Annotated in this window: 18 protein-coding genes; 3 read left to right on the forward strand and 15 right to left on the reverse strand. The window is 29.5% G+C overall.

Annotated features, from left to right (window positions below):
* Positions 1 to 203: 203 nt before the first annotated feature.
* The 10 genes from ACK2WN_RS01065 to ACK2WN_RS01110 form a co-directional block, all read right to left on the reverse strand.
* Positions 204 to 392 (reverse strand): hypothetical protein, encoded by a 189-nt coding sequence (locus ACK2WN_RS01065; protein WP_416154567.1) that lies wholly within the window; start codon positions 390 to 392, stop codon positions 204 to 206.
* Between the two features lie 48 nt (positions 393 to 440).
* Positions 441 to 1,076 carry a lysostaphin resistance A-like protein gene (locus ACK2WN_RS01070; RefSeq protein WP_416154568.1) on the reverse strand — a complete coding sequence of 212 codons (636 nt, stop codon included), beginning with the start codon at positions 1,074 to 1,076 and terminating at the stop codon, positions 441 to 443.
* Between the two features lie 125 nt (positions 1,077 to 1,201).
* Positions 1,202 to 1,387, reverse strand: coding sequence for a hypothetical protein (locus tag ACK2WN_RS01075; protein WP_416154569.1), 186 nt, complete (start codon positions 1,385 to 1,387; stop codon positions 1,202 to 1,204).
* A 47-nt stretch (positions 1,388 to 1,434) separates the two neighbouring features.
* Complete coding sequence (locus ACK2WN_RS01080) at positions 1,435 to 2,079, reverse strand: lysostaphin resistance A-like protein (protein WP_416154570.1); 645 nt, start codon at positions 2,077 to 2,079, stop codon at positions 1,435 to 1,437.
* Between the two features lie 287 nt (positions 2,080 to 2,366).
* Entirely contained in the window at positions 2,367 to 2,567 is a 201-nt protein-coding gene (locus ACK2WN_RS01085) for a hypothetical protein (protein ID WP_416154571.1), read from the reverse strand.
* A 30-nt stretch (positions 2,568 to 2,597) separates the two neighbouring features.
* On the reverse strand, positions 2,598 to 3,236 hold the full coding sequence (locus ACK2WN_RS01090; RefSeq protein ID WP_416154572.1) for a lysostaphin resistance A-like protein: 639 nt from the start codon (positions 3,234 to 3,236) through the stop codon (positions 2,598 to 2,600).
* A 210-nt stretch (positions 3,237 to 3,446) separates the two neighbouring features.
* Positions 3,447 to 3,662, reverse strand: coding sequence for a hypothetical protein (locus ACK2WN_RS01095; protein ID WP_416154573.1), 216 nt, complete (start codon positions 3,660 to 3,662; stop codon positions 3,447 to 3,449).
* 56 nt (positions 3,663 to 3,718) lie between these two features.
* Positions 3,719 to 4,330: a lysostaphin resistance A-like protein gene (locus tag ACK2WN_RS01100; RefSeq protein WP_416154574.1), complete on the reverse strand. Its 612-nt coding sequence runs from the start codon at positions 4,328 to 4,330 to the stop codon at positions 3,719 to 3,721.
* 199 nt (positions 4,331 to 4,529) lie between these two features.
* Positions 4,530 to 5,861: an ATP-binding protein gene (locus tag ACK2WN_RS01105; protein ID WP_416154575.1), complete on the reverse strand. Its 1,332-nt coding sequence runs from the start codon at positions 5,859 to 5,861 to the stop codon at positions 4,530 to 4,532.
* Positions 5,855 to 6,592, reverse strand: coding sequence for a LytR/AlgR family response regulator transcription factor (locus tag ACK2WN_RS01110; protein WP_416154576.1), 738 nt, complete (start codon positions 6,590 to 6,592; stop codon positions 5,855 to 5,857). The genes ACK2WN_RS01105 and ACK2WN_RS01110 overlap by 7 nt, the downstream gene beginning before the upstream one ends.
* A gap of 156 nt (positions 6,593 to 6,748) precedes the next feature.
* Between ACK2WN_RS01110 and ACK2WN_RS01115 the strand changes: the two genes are divergently transcribed.
* On the forward strand, positions 6,749 to 8,518 hold the full coding sequence (locus ACK2WN_RS01115; protein WP_300528605.1) for an Rqc2 family fibronectin-binding protein: 1,770 nt from the start codon (positions 6,749 to 6,751) through the stop codon (positions 8,516 to 8,518).
* Between the two features lie 116 nt (positions 8,519 to 8,634).
* Complete coding sequence (locus tag ACK2WN_RS01120) at positions 8,635 to 9,714, forward strand: aminopeptidase P family protein (protein WP_329998415.1); 1,080 nt, start codon at positions 8,635 to 8,637, stop codon at positions 9,712 to 9,714.
* A 157-nt stretch (positions 9,715 to 9,871) separates the two neighbouring features.
* Here the strand turns inward: ACK2WN_RS01120 and ACK2WN_RS01125 are convergent, their stop codons facing one another.
* The 3 genes from ACK2WN_RS01125 to ACK2WN_RS01135 form a co-directional block, all read right to left on the reverse strand.
* Complete coding sequence (locus ACK2WN_RS01125) at positions 9,872 to 11,230, reverse strand: hemolysin family protein (RefSeq protein WP_416154577.1); 1,359 nt, start codon at positions 11,228 to 11,230, stop codon at positions 9,872 to 9,874.
* A 70-nt stretch (positions 11,231 to 11,300) separates the two neighbouring features.
* Positions 11,301 to 11,429, reverse strand: a complete 129-nt coding sequence (locus tag ACK2WN_RS01130; RefSeq protein ID WP_300528613.1) for a hypothetical protein — start codon at positions 11,427 to 11,429, stop codon at positions 11,301 to 11,303.
* Between the two features lie 95 nt (positions 11,430 to 11,524).
* Positions 11,525 to 12,391 (reverse strand): DegV family protein, encoded by an 867-nt coding sequence (locus ACK2WN_RS01135; RefSeq protein ID WP_329998410.1) that lies wholly within the window; start codon positions 12,389 to 12,391, stop codon positions 11,525 to 11,527.
* Positions 12,392 to 12,673: 282 nt separating this feature from the next.
* On the opposite strand from ACK2WN_RS01135, the gene ACK2WN_RS01140 reads away from it, so the two are divergent.
* Entirely contained in the window at positions 12,674 to 13,234 is a 561-nt protein-coding gene (locus tag ACK2WN_RS01140; protein ID WP_300528618.1) for a TetR/AcrR family transcriptional regulator, read from the forward strand.
* A 432-nt stretch (positions 13,235 to 13,666) separates the two neighbouring features.
* Here the strand turns inward: ACK2WN_RS01140 and ACK2WN_RS01145 are convergent, their stop codons facing one another.
* A complete protein-coding gene (locus ACK2WN_RS01145) occupies positions 13,667 to 14,602 on the reverse strand; it encodes a DMT family transporter (protein ID WP_416154578.1) in 936 nt (311 codons plus the stop codon).
* A 189-nt stretch (positions 14,603 to 14,791) separates the two neighbouring features.
* Positions 14,792 to 17,911, reverse strand: coding sequence for an isoleucine--tRNA ligase (gene ileS / locus ACK2WN_RS01150; RefSeq protein WP_300528622.1), 3,120 nt, complete (start codon positions 17,909 to 17,911; stop codon positions 14,792 to 14,794).
* Positions 17,912 to 17,915: the final 4 nt, after the last annotated feature.

The raw sequence follows: 17,915 nt of genomic DNA on the forward strand, positions 1-17,915 counted from the left end.
TTTCATCGCATAAAGTTATATCGCTCAAATAAAAAAGAGAGTATGATTTGATTTGTATCTCTTCTTACTCTCTTTTTATCATTTTTCTATTCTATTTTCAATCACTTTGCTCCAACTGGACGTTTTTTTGTTCCAACTGGACATAATTTACTTTTAAGAGCCAGTATTTTTATTTTTTATACTTTATCATTTTTATTTAACTTCTATTTTCTTCTTCCTGTTGATCCTGGACAATTACGTTTGCTATTGCAACATCCTGTCCCACATGATCCATTTGTTGAATCACAATATTTTATTGATATTGTTGTTATTGGTAATATTGTTGTCCTTGTTTCTTTATTTTCTCCAGATGTTTTCTTTATCTTTATATCAAAATCACTATATTTTGTCATTTTAATATCTCCCTTCTTAAACACTAGTTCTCTTCTTTGCAGCACTAATCAAATACACATAATAAAAGCTAATAAGTTATTCAAAGAATGAGCTAACATACTTGTTTCTATTTTTTCTGTTTTCTTATATATAATAGCTAATATCATTCCCATAAAAAAGAATGTTAGCCAATGTATTATATTCGTTGTCATATGCATAGAAGTAAATATTGCTGACGATATTAACATTGATATTTTACTCATTTTTCCTAAAGTTCCTATTATTACATATCTATATACAAATTCTTCGATTATTGGTATAAATATAATTGAATATAAATAAAATTCTATAATTTTCATTCCTTTTGATTGATTTAGTATACTTTGTAAAATCAAATCATTTTCTATTCTTTTTTCTTGCAAGATAATTTCTCCTAAATATGTACCTCCATATGCAACAACTCTTAAAAGCAATACTCCTATAGCTATATATTTTAAATTTTCCCATTTTCTTAAATTTTTTATATCAATATCTTTTATTTTATAAAGATATATAATAACAAAAGATACAAATATTATCTCTATCATTATTCTTATATTAGTATTTAGTATATATTTTGAATGAATAAAACTAAAAATTAAATATGATATTAATGCTATTAACAAATTTATCCCTTTTACTTTTTCACTATATTCATTTGACATTTTTTTCATCACCTATTTTATATATTTTTATATTTTAAATTATTTTCTTATATTTAGTCATGATATGTTAAAAGAGAACTAGTATTCTTCTACTTTTTATTTTCTAATTATATATTTTGTTCTACTTATTTTCTTCTACCTGTTGAACCTGGGCAATTCCGTTTGCTATTGCAGCATCCTGTACATCCTGAACCTGCTGTATTTTCACATTCTTTTATTGTATAAGTAATTATTGGAGTTATTGTTCTTGTTTCTTTGTTTTCTCCAGATGTTTTCTTTATCTTTATATCAAAATCACTATATTTTGTCATTTTAATATCCCCTTTCGTAAATACTAGTTCTCTTATTTAAACACTAATCAAATACATCTAAAAAATGCTATAAAATTGTTTAAAATATGAACTAACATACTTGTTTCTATTTTTTCTGTTTTCTTATATATAATAGCTAATACCATTCCCATAAAAAAATAAATCATCCAATGTAGTATATTAGTTGACATATGAGCTAAACTAAATAAAATTGATGATATTATCATTGATATTTTGCTCATTTTTCCTAAATTACCTATTATAATATATCTGAATATATATTCTTCTATTATTGGACCAAATATAATTTTAGAAAAATAAAACTCTATTAACATCAATCCATTTAATTGATTTATCATATTTATCAAAGCCATGTCATTTGCCGTTCTTTCCTCATGTATAATAATTTCTCCTAAATATGTACCTCCAACTGCTATAATTCTTAAAAGTACTACACTTATTAGTATATATTTCAAATTTTTCCATTTTATTAAACTTTTTATATCAATATCTTTTATTTTATAAAGATATACAAGTATAAAAAGTATTGTTACACATTCTATCAATATCTTTGTATATATATTGATATATGTATTGCCTATACGGTTAGAATAAACAACACTCAAAATAAAAAATAATATTGGTGCTAATAGTAAATTTATCCCTTTTATCTTTTCACTATATTCCTTCATGATACTCACCTCAATCTAAAATTACTCTCCTTGTTTTCACCGCATAAAGTTATGTCGCCGACGAAATTTTTTCATTATCATTTCAAAATTTCCGTAGCTCAAATAAAAAAGAGAGTAAGATTTGATTTATTATCTCTTCTTACTCTCTTTTTATCATTTATTTATTCAATTTTCAATCATTTTGCTCCAACTGGACGTTTTAATGTTCCAACTGGACATAATCTATTTTATTTAAAGAGCCAGTATTTTTATTTTTTATACTTTATCATCTTACTTTAATTTAATTACTATTTTCTTCTTCCTGTTAATCCTGGGCAATTTTTTTGACTGTTACAACATCCTGTACATCCTGATGCATTCGTTGGATCACAATAGTTTATAGACATCATTATACTATCGCAAATATAATTTGTAAAAGCTGCTTCTTTTGTATTATTTTCATCAGTATATTTTTTCTTTTTTATTTCAAAATCGCTATATTTAGTCATACTAACCCCTCCTTAATAAATATTGGCTCTTTAAACTCCCGATAAAGCATTATTTAATATATGTATAATAATACTTGTTTCTATTTTTTCTGTTCTATAATATGAAAAAGATAGCACAAATCCCATAAAAAAGTACATAAACCTTTGTATTAGGTTATAGCTTACATGCATTAAAGCAAAAAGTATTGAATTAATTATTAGTGATAATTTACTATTTTTACCTATACTATTCATTAGTACATATCTAAACTCAAATTCCTCACAAATAGGACAAAAGATGAGAGTATATATATAAAATTCAACTAATCCTATTCCTTTATAATTTACATATATTTCACTATTCATTAACTCTTGGAGAATTTTATAACCATATACTTCTTTTATCATATACGTAGTAGTTCTACCTATTATAAACATAGCCATTGTTCCAAATATAATATATTTTATATTTGGAATATCAAATATTTTTTTTATATTTATTTCATTATTTTTTTTTAAATATATCAATACAAATACTATAACAATTAATTCTACCGATATTATCGTATAAACAGTTGATTCATTTTTATAATTAAATATAAAACTTCCTCTTATAAAAGTTAATAAAAATAACATTAACCCTATAAATATATTTCTATCTTTTACTTCTTTGCTATATTCTTTTCCCACAATCCTCACCCCAATCTAAAATAACTTTCCTTGTTTTCATTGCAAAAAGTTATGTCGCTCAAATAAAAAAGAGAGCTAAGATTTGATTTATTATCTCTTTTTATCATTTATCTATTCTATTTTCAATTAGTTTGCTCCAACTGGACATAATTTATTTTAAAGAGCTAGTATTCTTATTTTTCATATTTTCCCATTTTATTTATTTAGCTACTATTTTCTTCTTCCTGTTGAACCTGGGCAATTCTTTTGACTGTTGCAACATCCTGTACATCCTGAACCTGCTGTATATTCACAATTTTTTATTGTTTCACTAATAATTTCACTAAATATATCTGATAAGCAATCCATATTTGTAAGACTGCGTTCATTACCATTACTACTATTTCCATTTTTTCTATTTATTTCAAAGTCTTTATAATTTGTCATTTTATTTTCCTCCTATCTTTTACTAGCTCTTTAATGACAATAGAATACATCTATTTTTATAAAATATTATTTAACATATGAACAGCAATACAAATATCTATTCTTTCTGTTTTATAGTATGCTATAGCTAAAATCAGCCCCATTAAGAAATACATTATCCAATACCATAAATTGCCAGCTGCATGAATAGAACTAAACAGAGCTGATGATATTATTATGCTTAATTTACTCATTTTGCCAATATTACCAATAATTACATATCTATATACAAACTCTTCTCTAATTGGTCCCCAAAAGTTTTTATATATGAAAAATTCTATCATTTCTATACTTGTCAACCCATTAATATAATCAATAATAGCTTGATCATTCAAGGATACATCACCATACATTTTTACACCGATAAATGTAAATCCTAGTGCAACTACTCGCATTATTATAACTAAAATTAGTATTGTTTTTATATTTTTCCACTTGAACAAATCTTTTAAATTTATATCTTTCATATTATTTAAGTACACCAATACTGATATAACTATTGCTATTCCCATCAGTATTGCTAAATAAATGCTAAAATCTATTATTATTGCTCTTGTGTAAAATAATCCAACTAGCATTAATCCTATAAATATATTCCTATCTTTTACTTCCTTGCTATATTCTTTCACAACACTCACCCCAATCTAAGATAACTTTCCTTGTTTTCACTACAGAAATTTATGTTGCTGACGAAATTTTTTCATTATCATTTCAAAATTTCCGTCACTCAAATAAAAAAGAGAGTAAGATTTGATTTAATATCTCTTCTTACTCTCTTTTTATCATTTATCTATTCAATTTTCAATCACTTTGCTCCAACTGGACGTTTTAATGTTCCAACTGGACAAATTTCTCTATTGGAATCAAAATCACAACTCTAAATCTATCTTCTTCATAGTAGTATTCAATATTTCCACCATACTTTTCAACTGACTCTTCTACTATCTTAGTTCCTAGTCCATGTCTAGTTTTGTCCTCTTTGCTCGTTTCAAGATTGCCTTTTTCGTCCTTTTTAATCTCTCCCACTTTGCTATTTTCCGCCTTTATCACAAAATAGTTCTTAGCAATCTTTCCTTTTATCGTTATGAATCTATTTCCAGGTTCTACCTTTTGACAAGCTTCAACTGCATTGTCCAATATATTTGAAAAAATAGAACAAATATCTACAGATTCCATATCTTTTAGTACATTAAACTCTATATCGTATTTAAAGTTTATACCATATTTTTTACATTCTTTGTATTTTTCAGACAGGATTATATCCAAAATCATACTTCCAGAATTTATTCTATTTCTGTTGTAATCTAGTTCTTCGTATATTTTTTTCTTGTACTTCTCTCTTTCTTCACCATCCATACTCTCCATACACATTATATGATTGTTTATATCGTGTGATAGTTTTCTGACCTTTTCTTGATTTTCTTTAAGAGTGTTGTAGTATTTGTACCGAGAATTTATTTTTTCCTCGACAATCAATCCCTCATATTTTAACTTGCTGTTTTTAACAATCATATTTGTGATTACACTTATCAAGAATATATTCGCCACTGTCATAAGCATATATATTACAAAGAATAACACAAATTTCTTATGATCTAGCATTTTATTTTTAGCAAATATTATAAATACAAACATTATATTTACTAAGTTTATTATCATAGGAGATGCTGCAATTATATACTCGCTAGGATTCAATTTAAATTCTTTTAAATCTCTAAATTTAAACATAGATGCGATAAATATTATTATTGAACTTGACATCATCTGAATCTGTAAATCATATATATCACTTTTAATCATCTGTAAATTTCGCCCTATTAGCGGGAATATTATTCCTATTACTATAGCTATAATACCAATTGTAAATACTCTGTATATTATAATATTTAAAATAGCTTTTGAAATTTTCATACCATAACATTTTTTCAAATATATAATAATCATCAGCAATGTTAAGAACGGTATTCCTATTCCTATACTGCTTTCAACTCCTCCTATAATTAAAAATGCCAAAATCAAACTAATAGTATACACAAATAATGAATCTTTTCCTATTATTCTTTTTTCTACTTTACATTCTATATATGCAAAAGATATTATTTCAACTAATGTAAATATTACTCCAGTAAAAAATTCTATTATTATATTCAAACTTAGCATATCATATCACCCAAAATAGCTGTAAATTCTCTTTTTAAATCCTTTGCTCTATACTTACTAACTGGCACATTTTCTCCATTTACCACTACTTCATCCGTCTTTACCGAATCTACCTTTTCTAAATTTACAAGGTAGCTCTTATGACATCTAAAGAACTTAAAATCTTCCAGCTTTTCTTCTAATTTTTCAATACTAGTACCTGTATACTCAACTTCTTCGCCGTTTTTATGCACGATAATATTTCTTTTAATAACCTCAATATAATCTATATCGTCTATTTTTAGTTTTTCCATCTCACCTTTTCTGCTAAGCGCAATAAATCTTCCCTTTTTCTTGCCAAGTTCTGCAAAGCAACTGATTATACTCTCTTTCAATTCCTCAATTTCCACTGGCTTTAGGATATATCTGTACGCATTTACTTTATATCCGTCTATTACAAATTCCACATTCCCAGTAATAAATATTATCTCAGAATTTATATTCATCTCCCTTATCTTTTTAGCTGCGTCCATTCCGTTCATCTCGCCCATCATAATATCCATTAGAAAAATATCTATTTTGGATAGGTCAGATTTTAATAGCTCTTCAGCAGACTCAAATTCCTCGATAATTATATTTTCTATTTCAATTTTATTTTTCATATCCTCAGCTAAAATTTTTTTCAAATTTTCTTTTAACTGAATTCTTTCTTTTTCTTCGTCCTCACAAATAGCTATACGATATTTTTCCATAACTTTTCCTCGCATTTTATTAAAAAGTATTCTTATACTTTAAATTATATCATAGATTTATTTTTTCATTATTTCAAAACTTTAAAACTGATTAGATTAAATAAAAGATATATATGATATAATTAAATGATAAACATTTTTGAGAGGAGAAAAATTATGGCATTAGATGGATTAGTTATACATTCAATTGCAGACGAATTAAATTCTCTGTTGAATGGTGCAAAGATAGATAAAATATATCAACCTGAGGAGGACGAGATCCTTCTTCAGATAAGAAACAACAAGGTAAACTACAGACTTGTGCTTAGTGCAAGTGCATCAAATCCAAGAGTTTACTTAGCTGAGGATTACAAGAAAAACAATCCTAAGAAAGCACCTGTTTTCTGTATGCTACTTAGAAAGTATGTTCAGGGCGGTGTGATTACGAATATTGAGCAGATTGGTTTTGAGAGAATTTTAAAGATAAGTGTAGAGTCTTTTGATGAATTAAAAGAAAAGACTATCAAGGATATCTACGTTGAGATAATGGGTAGACATAGTAATATTATCCTTGTCCAGAGAAATGAAAATAGGATAGTAGATGCAGCTAAGAGAATCCCTGTTAGTGTGAGTAGGGTTAGACAGATACTTCCAGGTCAAGAGTACAACCTTCCTCCAGCTCAGGACAAATTAAATCCACTTGACAGTATTTCTCTTGCTGATTTTTCTAGTAGAATTAAATCTTTTGAAGGACCTTGCTTCAAATCAATTTACTCAGAATTTTTAGGGATAAGCCCTTCAATAGCTAGAGAAATATGCTTTAGAGCTGGAGTAGAAAAAAGCGAGCCTACTGCTTCACTTTCAGATTCAGATTTAAAAAATCTATTCAATGCATTTGAAAATTTATTTAAAGATATAAAAGAAGGAAATTATTCACCTTGTATCATACTTAATGAAAAAATTGATAAAATAGTAGATTTTGGATGTATTAATATGGATATGTACCACGAATTTACTACAATTCACAAGGACAGCATATCTGCAGCTATAGAAGATTACTACAAGACTAAGGATATAAAAGATAGAATAAATCAGAGAGCTTCTGTTATGAAGAAAAATATCTCTATTAAGTTGGAAAGACTTATCCACAAATTAGAAAAACTTGAAAAAGAACTTGAAGAGTCTGAAAACGCTGAGATTTTTAAAATTAAAGGTGAACTTATCACTTCTTATATATATATGATTGAAAAAGGTATGGAAAGCGTAGATGTTCAAAACTTCTATGATCCAGAGTATAAGACTGTTACAATAGCTCTTAAAAAGAACTTAACTCCTTCTGAAAACGCTCAGAAGTACTTTAAAAAATACAACAAACTTAAAAACGCAAAGATAGAAATAACAAATCAGATGGCTATGACTAAGGAAGAAATTGAATACCTTGAAAATACGATACTTGGTATAGAAAACTGTGAAAATCTTAAAGAACTTAAAGATATAAGAGAAGAGCTTGTTAAAACAGGATATGTAAAATCTCAGAAAAAAATCGGCAAAAAAGAGATACAGCCTTCTACTGCGCCAATGGAATTTAAATCATCTGAAGGATATCAGATTTTAGTTGGAAAAAACAATAGACAGAACGATTACCTTACTCTAAGACTTGCAGATAACGACGATATTTGGATGCATACTAAAGATATCCCAGGTTCTCACGTTATAGTTAAGTGTGCGGGACATGAGCCTTCTGACCAGACATTATTTGAAGCTGCTGTTTTAGCTGCTTATTACAGTAAAGCTAGAATGTCAGCAAAGGTGCCAGTAGATTATACTAAGAGAAAAAATGTTAAAAAGCCTGGTGGAGCAAAACCTGGAATGGTGATATACGAAACTAATAATACTGCATACGTTACACCTACTGAAGAAATCGTTGCACAGTTAAAAATAAAATAAAATATTTTTTTAATTTTATTAATATTTTTTGTCAAAATCTATTCACTTTTTTTATTATTGTGCTAAAATTAAAGATGGTAATAAAATTTTATAAATAGCCAGGAGGTAGTTTTGCAATGAAAACTCAGAGATTAAATGCCGTTTTAGAACAGATGAAAAAAGACGGAATACAGCAGATGATAGTAAGTGATCCTTACTCAATATTCTACTTAACAGGATTAATGTTACACACAGGAGAAAGATTATTCGCTCTTTACCTAAATGTAGATGGTAACCACAAATTATTCGTAAATGAATTATTCCCAATAGAACAGGATCTTGGAGTTGAAAAAGTTATCTTCAAAGATACTGACGATTCTGTAAAAGTTGTTGCTGACAGAGTTGACCACAATGCTGTTATGGGTATAGACAAAAACTGGCCAGCAAGATTCTTACTAGGATTAATGGAACATGGAGCTGGAAGCAAATTCGTTAACGGTTCTTACATAATAGACAGATTAAGAATGTGCAAAGACGAAGAAGAAAAAGAATTAATGAGAAAAGCTTCTCAGTTAAATGATAAAGCAGTTGAAAGACTTCAGAAAGAAATAACAGCTGATTTAACTGAAAAACAGTTAGTTACAGTTCTTAAAGGAATATACGAAGATCTTGGTGCTGATGGATTATCATTCGATCCAATAATAGGATTCGCTGCTAATGGTGCTAACCCACATGGTGAACCAGGAGACAGATACGTTAAAGAAGGAGACGCTATAATACTTGACCTTGGTTGTATAAAAGACCACTACTGCTCAGATATGACAAGAACAGTATTCTATAAATCAGTTCCTGAAAAAGGAAAAGAAATATTTGATATAGTTCTTGAAGCTAATAAGAGAGCAATAGAAAAAGTTAAACCAGGTGTAAGATTCTGTGACATAGATGCTGCTGCAAGAGACTACATAACAGAAAAAGGTTACGGAGAATACTTCACTCACAGAACTGGACATTCTATAGGTCTAGAATGCCACGATATGGGAGATGTTTCTGCAGTTAACACTGAAGAATTAAAACCAGGTATGATATTCTCAGTAGAACCAGGTATATATCTACCAGGAGAATTCGGAGTTAGAATAGAAGACCTTATATTAGTAACTGAAGACGGTTACGAAGACTTAAATGCTTACAACAAAGAATTAGTTGTTGTTGGAAACTAATTAGTTATAGTAGACTAATACTAGCCTTACGGAATAACTTAAACAAAAATTTTATTACAATTTAATATCAAAAGAGGTTATTGCATTTGCAATAACCTCTTTTTTTATTATCTTATTTATTTTTATCAAAACCATACTCTTTTTAATCTAACTTAATTTATATTATAGTTATTATCACTTCTTCAATTTTTCTAGATTCTACTTTTTCAACTTTGATTTTCATACCAAATGCCTCTATTTCAAACTTCTCTCCATCATTAGGTATTCTCTGTATCTTTTCTAGAATCAATCCCGAAATAGTATCGTAATCTAAATCATTAGGAAAATCTATATCAAATTTATCCGATAAATCATCTAAACTCGTACTTCCCTTTATCTTCCAAGTTTTCTCAGAAATCTTAACATCCTCGTCATCACACTCATCGTATTCGTCGTATATATTACCTACTATCTCTTCTAACAAGTCTTCCATAGTTATCAGACCTATGTTTTCACCATACTCGTTTATAACTACGGCTATATGCGTATTATTTTTCTGCATATTTTTAAATAATAGGAAAGAACTCATACTATCTGGTATGAAATACGGTTTTCTTAGATTATCCATTATATTCACTTCATTTTTGTTTACGACAACATCTTTATTTACTAAATTATCCGATTCCTCATTTTCTTTTGCAAAACAGCTATACACCTCAGCAAAGAAATCTTTAGCATAGAGTATCCCTTTTATATCGTTGTCATTTTCTCCATAGACAGGATATCTTGAATAGCCTGTTTCGTGGATTTTTTCTTCTATATCAGTTAAGCTATCATTTTCATAAATCCCAACAACTTCTGATTTATGAGTCATTATCTCTCTTACACTAGAATCAGAAAAATCAAAAACATTGTCTATCCATTCTTTTTCGTCTGAATTTATTGTTCCACCTGTGTTCCCTATTTCAAGCATCATTCTTATTTCTTCCTCTGTGATAGAGTCCTCTTCTTCGTTTGTATCTATTCTTAACCCTTTTAACACTACATTTGTAGATAGAGATAAGAATTTTACAGCAGGTTTTACAACAGTAGAAATAGCAGAAACTGGTATACACGCAAATCTAGCCACTTCCATAGGTTTCTGCATAGCTATCCTTTTAGGAACTAGCTCCCCTAAAACAAGTGTAAAGTACGATAATATTATCGTTATTAAAATCAATGAAGCTGTGCTCATCATCTCATAAGACAATACCTTTACATTTAAAGTATTGTATATGAAGTCTGCCAAGTATCCAGAAAGCCCATCCGCAGCAAATGCACTGGCTATAAAGTTTGCAAATGTTATACCTATCTGTATTGTAGATAAAAACTCTGAAGGATCTTCAGATATATCAACCAATTTCTTGGCAATATTGTCCCCTTCATCTGCCATTTTCTTTAATTTAATTTTATTTGTCGATATCAGCGCCACCTCTGTCATCGCAAAGAAGGCATTTATCATTATTAAAACTACCTGAAATATTATTTGTTTATACATTTTTAATCTCCTCGTTATTAAATATTGTTTTTATTTTTGTATTCTTCATATATTTTATAAAAACTTATACTTAACATACGAGTTTGATTAATTTTTTTCTAATTTTTGAAGCAACTACAGAAAAATAAATAAGGTCTATATATTTATTCCTAGATAAATTTATAGACCTCTTCTCCTCGTCACTATCTCCGTTATCCATAATTTCACCTCACAAAATATTGTTGATGAATATTATATTATAACTCGTTTTTTTATTCAATATTGTAAAAATAAATTTAACATTTATTTAATATTTTATGCATTTATCATTTCTGGTAATTCTATTGCATTTAATAATACGCAACCATCAGAAGTATATGTACCCATTACAGTACCTATTCCACAGAATACAACTTCTCTGTAGCTTTTTCTCTCCAATATCATATCCCTTACTTTTTCAGCTTTTGCTAAACAATTAGAATGACCTATAAATAGTGTTTTCTTTTCAGTATCTGAAGCACCTTCTAAGAATAAATCAACTAATTTTTTCATACTTCCATTTTCACCTCTAGCCTTGTCAAATGGTTTTACTAGACCTTCATTTATTTGTACAAGAGCTTTAAAGTTAAATGTATTGATTATACTTCCAGCTAATCTGCTTATTCTTCCACCTTTTATAGCATTTTCTAAAGTCTGAAGTACTCCTATAAACTTAGTGTTATCTATAAGTTTTTCTACTTCTTCAGATATTTCATCTATTTTTTTACCATGCTCTGCTAACTGAGCTGCATATACAGCAAGTATCCCCTGCCCTATAGATCCACTCATTGTATCCATTATCTTTACTTTATTTGTGTGTTCTTCTTCATTGTACATATCATTTGCAAGTACTGCACAGTTGTATGTAGCTGAAAGTTTTGATGTCAATGTAAGAACTAATACATCGCTGTCGTTTTTTTTGTATATTTCTAAGAACTTGTCTGGTGATGGACAAGATGTTTTAGGAAGCTCTTTTTCCTTTTTCATTCTTGCGTAGAAATCTTCTATAGTAATTCCTTTTCCACCATAATATACGTCTTCCCCAAAAGCGACGTCCATTTCTGCTATTTCTATTCCATATTTTGCTGCTATATTATCTGGTAAATCAGATGCTCTATCTGTAACTATTCTAACTTTACTCATTTTTCCCTCTCCAAATCCTTTAATCAATTTATTTTGTCGGTCGACCGGTATATAAAAGTTTCTCGGTCACTCGGTCGAATTTTTCATTCTTATATTATTATATATTTTTTAGTACTAGGTGTCAATATTAGTTTATAATAGTTTGTTTTTATAACTTGTATATTTTAACTTTGATTTTTTATTATATTAGATGATTTTTCTAATATATAATATTCTCTCAGTTTGACAGTATGATTATATAAGATTATAATATTTTTATAACAGTTAAAGAAAGGTGCTAAAATGAAATCAGTAAATAATACAAAACAACTAATTATAGATGCCGCTATTAAGCTTATTACAAAGCAAGGCGTAAAGAATACAAGTCTTGCTGATATCGCTCGACACGCAAATATAAGTAAAGGTACTCTTTATTACTATTATGCGTCAAAAGACGATATAATAGCTGAAATAGCCGACGTACACTTGAATATTATAAATGAAGCTGTTCTGATGTGTGTAAGAAACATACAGGGAATAGACGATTTAGATCTAGTAAAAATACTTTTAGATAATATCTCTACTATTTCTTCAACAGGAAGAATACACATGTATTTAATATGTGAAGCAATAACTGAAAACGAAGCTCTTAGAAATCAATTCAAAGAGAAATATAGAGAGTGGAGACTTGCTTTAAAGGACTCTCTTGTGGAAAATCTTTCTGATGAGTTTAAAGATAAGGCAGATGCAATCTCATTCCTACTTATATCAATAGTAGATGGACTTGTAATGCAGAGTATCTTGAAGTCTGAACCAATACCATTTGGGGACATATCTGAGTGCCTAGTATCAATCTGGAAATAAAAATTTACCAAAACTTTGTTATTATGCAGAGCATATGAGATATAGACAAACTCTTCTCCAGGCTTCGGCGTGCGTGTAAGTAATCTTTATTATTGTAAATAAAATACACGCCTGCAGATTGTCGAAAGAGTTTTGTCTATATAACTCATATGCCACATACTATCAATAGCTTTGGTAAATTTTTATTTATCCGCTCTTTTAAGTTAATAAATTTATAATAGATTAAATAAAACAGTTACTTTATTATAAATATTTTAATAATTTTATAAACTGTTTGGCTTGTTTAAATTAAAACTTATAGAAATAATAACTAACTTGGTAGATTGAAGTGCATAGACAAAACGAACTCGAAAATGCAACTTGATTGCCTGGAGAGGAGTTTGTCTATGACTTCAATCTCCGAGAGTTATTAACATATAAATTTTTATTTTTTTATTTTATTTGTTTACTTGAGAAAGGTAGCATTATTTTTTCTGTTATTTTTGATAAGTCTGTTTCTAGTATGCATGCAGCAAGTATTACTATGGCTGCACCAAGTAGTTGAGTTTGAGACATTGTTTCTCCAAATATGAAGAACGCAAATATGCTTCCTAGTATCGGTTCTAGTGATACTAGTATACTTGTAACCTGAGTTTCTATGTATTCTGTTGATTTGACATAGAATGTGCTAGCTATGAATGTTGAAAGTACTGATATAGCAAGCATGTTAGCTATTACTACCATAGAATTTGGTCCTGTTACAGCAGATGCTATATTTGAGAAATCTGTAAAGAACGATAGTACAATCGTACTTGATATAAATCCATAGACTAGTATTGCATCTTTTGAGTACTTACCATCAAAGAATCTTGGTATTATTATCTGCATAGCAAAAGTCATTCCGTTTATAAGACCTGCAGCTATACCTATAACGTCTAAATTTGCTCCTCCAGTAGACATTACGTCTGATATGCATATACATCCAACTATACACATACATATAACTAATACTTTTTTCTTAGTCATCTTGTCCTTAAATACAACCGCTCCAAATATAGACACCCATATTGGATTTGTAAACATAAGCACTGTAGCAACTGATATCGGCACTCTTTCAACAGATACGTTGTATGTCATAAATCCTAGTACGAAGCATACTACTCCATATAAGCATCCTACAAGTATTCCCGATAATTTTTGTTTTAATTCCTCTGGCTTTCTAATTAACATATAAATTGTAAATAATACCCCAGCAATAGAGCATCTGATAAATGCTATATCCATAGCAGAAAGACCAGCTAATGATAATGTTCTACTGTTTATCCCCATCATTCCCCAGAATGTTGTGGCGATTAGAACTAACGAGATCCCTTTTTTTCTATCTCCCATATCTTACCTCCTATTAAATTTTCTCCCTTTTTGATTTGATTTTAAAATATTTTCTCTCTAAACATTAATTTTGCGCATTAAAGAAGTGCTCCGGAATCCGAAACACTTCTTTTAGTTGATATAACATTATCATTATATTATATTTTTTATTAATTTTCTAGTCCTTATGACATCTAAGCTAATTAGAAATTATTTTCTAGTTACTTTTATTCCTGTCATATGGTCGTTTAAGTTGTGCTGTTCTAAGCTAGCATCTTCTACTCTGTTTAATTCAACAGCTAGAGTTTCTGATTTGATGTAGTCTTCAAATTCAGCAACTGCTTTAGCTACTTCATCATCTGAGCAGTAGTCTATTACTATGTTGTCTAGAACTTCAAAGTTTGCAGCTTTTCTTAACTGCTGTACTTTAGATATGAATTCTCTAGCAAATCCTTCGTTTATTAAGTCTTCGTTTAATTCTGTGTCAAGAAGAACGAATACGTTGTTCTGCATAGATACGTTGAATCCTTCTTTAGCTGATATGTTTACAAGAACATATTCTTCACCAAATTCGAAGTCTTCTCCATCAAGGTTGACTACTACTTTTTCACCGTTTTCAAGTTTAGTTACAGTATCATGTGCATCTAATGCTGCTAAAGCTTTACCAAATGCATTTACTTTTTTACCTAATACTGAACCAACTTCTCTGAAGTTAGGTTTTAAGCTGTAGTTCATGTATTCACTTAAATCTTTAGCGAATACAACTTCTTTAACATTTAATTCTTCTTTTATTATGTCAACTAAGTCAGCTATAACAGATTCGTATTTTCCATCTATTAATACTTCTTTTAATGGCTGACGAACTTTTATTCTAGCGTTTTCTCTTGAAGCTCTTCCTAGAGTAACTAAGTTTTTAACTAAGTCCATTTTTTCTTCTAGTTTTTCATCAAGAAGCTCTTTGTTGCATCTTGGATAAGAAGCTAGATGAACTGATTCTTCTCCAGTTAAGTTTCTGTACATTTCTTCTGATAAGTAAGGAGCAAATGGAGCTACAACTCTACATAATTCAGTTAATAATTCATAAGTAGTGTTGTAAACTGCTTTTTTATCTTCAGTTAATTCTGGTTCCCAGAATCTTCTTCTAGATCTTCTTATATACCAGTTAGATAAATCGTCATTTATGAATTCCTGTATTCTTCTTATAGTTTTGTTAACTTCGAATATTTCTAGGTTTTCTTCTATTTCAGCTTTTAAGTTGTTGAATTTAGAAAGTATCCATCTATCTAATTCTGATCTATCTTTGTATTCAACGAAGAAATCACCAGGATTTATATTGTCAGTATTAGCGTATAGAGTGAAGAAGTTGTATACGTTCTTCATTGTTCCTACGAATTTAGACTGAACTTCTTTTAATCCTTCTTCGTCGAATCTTATTGGAGTCCATGGTGGAGATACGTATAATAAGTACCATCTTAAAGCATCGGCTCCATATTTGTCGAATAATTCAAATGGGTTAACAGTATTTCCTCTTGATTTAGACATTTTCTTACCGTCTTTATCAAGAACAAGGTCGTTAACTAGTACGTTTTTGTATGGTGCTTTACCCATTACAAATGTTGATATTGCTAATAATGAGTAGAACCATCCTCTTGTCTGGTCTATACCTTCACAGATGTAATCTGCTGGGAATAACTGATCAAAGTTTTCTTTATTTTCAAATGGGTAATGATGCTGAGCAAATGGCATTGATCCTGAATCGAACCAGCAGTCTATAACGTCTTTTACTCTAGTCATTGGTTTACCACATTTTGGACATTTTAGATGTATTTCATCTACATATGGTCTGTGTAGTTCTACAGTTGCTGGATCTACTTCTTCAACAGCCATATCAGCTAATTCCTGTCTTGATCCTACAGATTCTGTATTTCCACATTCACATCTCCACATTGGAAGAGGAGTTCCCCAATATCTACTTCTTGATATTGCCCAGTCTTTTAATTCTTCTAGCCAGTTACCAAATCTTCCCTGACCAACGAATTCTGGATACCAGTTTACAGTGTTGTTGTTAGCTATTAACTGGTCTTTTAATTTAGTCATTTCTATGTACCAACTTGGTTTAGCATAGTAAACAAGTGGAGTCTGACATCTCCAGCAGTGAGGATAGTTGTGAACAACTTTTTCTTTGCTGAATAATTTATTTTCTTTAGCTAGATATTTTATTATTTCAACATCTAGTCCTTCTTCCATTACGAATTTACCTTTCCATGGAGTTGCAGTAAATTCTCCTCTTTCATCAACTGGCTGAAGTACTGGTAAACCATATTTTTTACCACAGTTGTAGTCGTCTTCCCCAAATGCTGGAGCAGTATGTACTATACCTGTACCGTCTTCAGTAGTTACGTAATCAGCGCAAGTTATGAAGAAAGCTTTTTTATCAGGTTTTACGAAGTCTAATAACTGTTCGTATTCAACATATTCTAAATCTTTACCAGTAATTTTTTCAACAACTTCGTATTCTCTATCTTTCATTACTTTTTCAAGTAATGGTTCGCCTAAGTAGTAGTATTCATCTACATCAGCTGGTTTAACTTTTACATAAGTAACTTCTGGATTTACTGTTAATGATACGTTTGATGGTAATGTCCATGGAGTAGTTGTCCATGCTAAGAAGTATTCATTTTCAGTTCCAGCTTTTTTGAATTTAGCTACTAATGTATTAGTTTTTACTTCTTTATATCCCTGTGCAACCTCGTGTGATGCAAGACCAGTTCCACATCTTGGGCAGTAAGGAAGTATTTTATGTCCTTCATACATATATCCTTCTTTGTTGAATTTATTTAATATCCACCAAACAGATTCTATGTAGTTGTTGTCTAATGTTATGTATGGGTTATCAAGGTCAACTTCATAAGCCATTCTTTCCGTCATGTTTCTCCACTGTTTTTCAAAAGAGAATACTGACTCTCTACATTTATCACAGAATTCTGCTATTCCGTAATCTTCTATTTCCTGTTTATCAGATAATCCTAATTCTTTTTCTACCTGTATTTCTACTGGAAGACCATGAGTATCCCAACCAGCTTTTCTTTTTACCTGGTATCCAGACATTGTTTTATATCTACATACCCAGTCTTTTAATGTTCTGGCAACAACGTGGTGTATACCAGGGTTTCCATTTGCTGTTGGAGGTCCTTCAAAGAATACGAAACTTGGATCGTTCTGACCTTTTTCTAAAGTTCTTTCTAGTATATCGATGTCCTGCCAGTAATCAAATACTTTTGCTTCTGCTTCTTTAACAGAAGTGTCTACTAATGGTTTAAAGTTCGCCATTATT

This window comes from Peptacetobacter sp. AB800, from assembly GCF_047807365.1.
Lineage (GTDB): Bacteria > Bacillota > Clostridia > Peptostreptococcales > Peptostreptococcaceae > Peptacetobacter.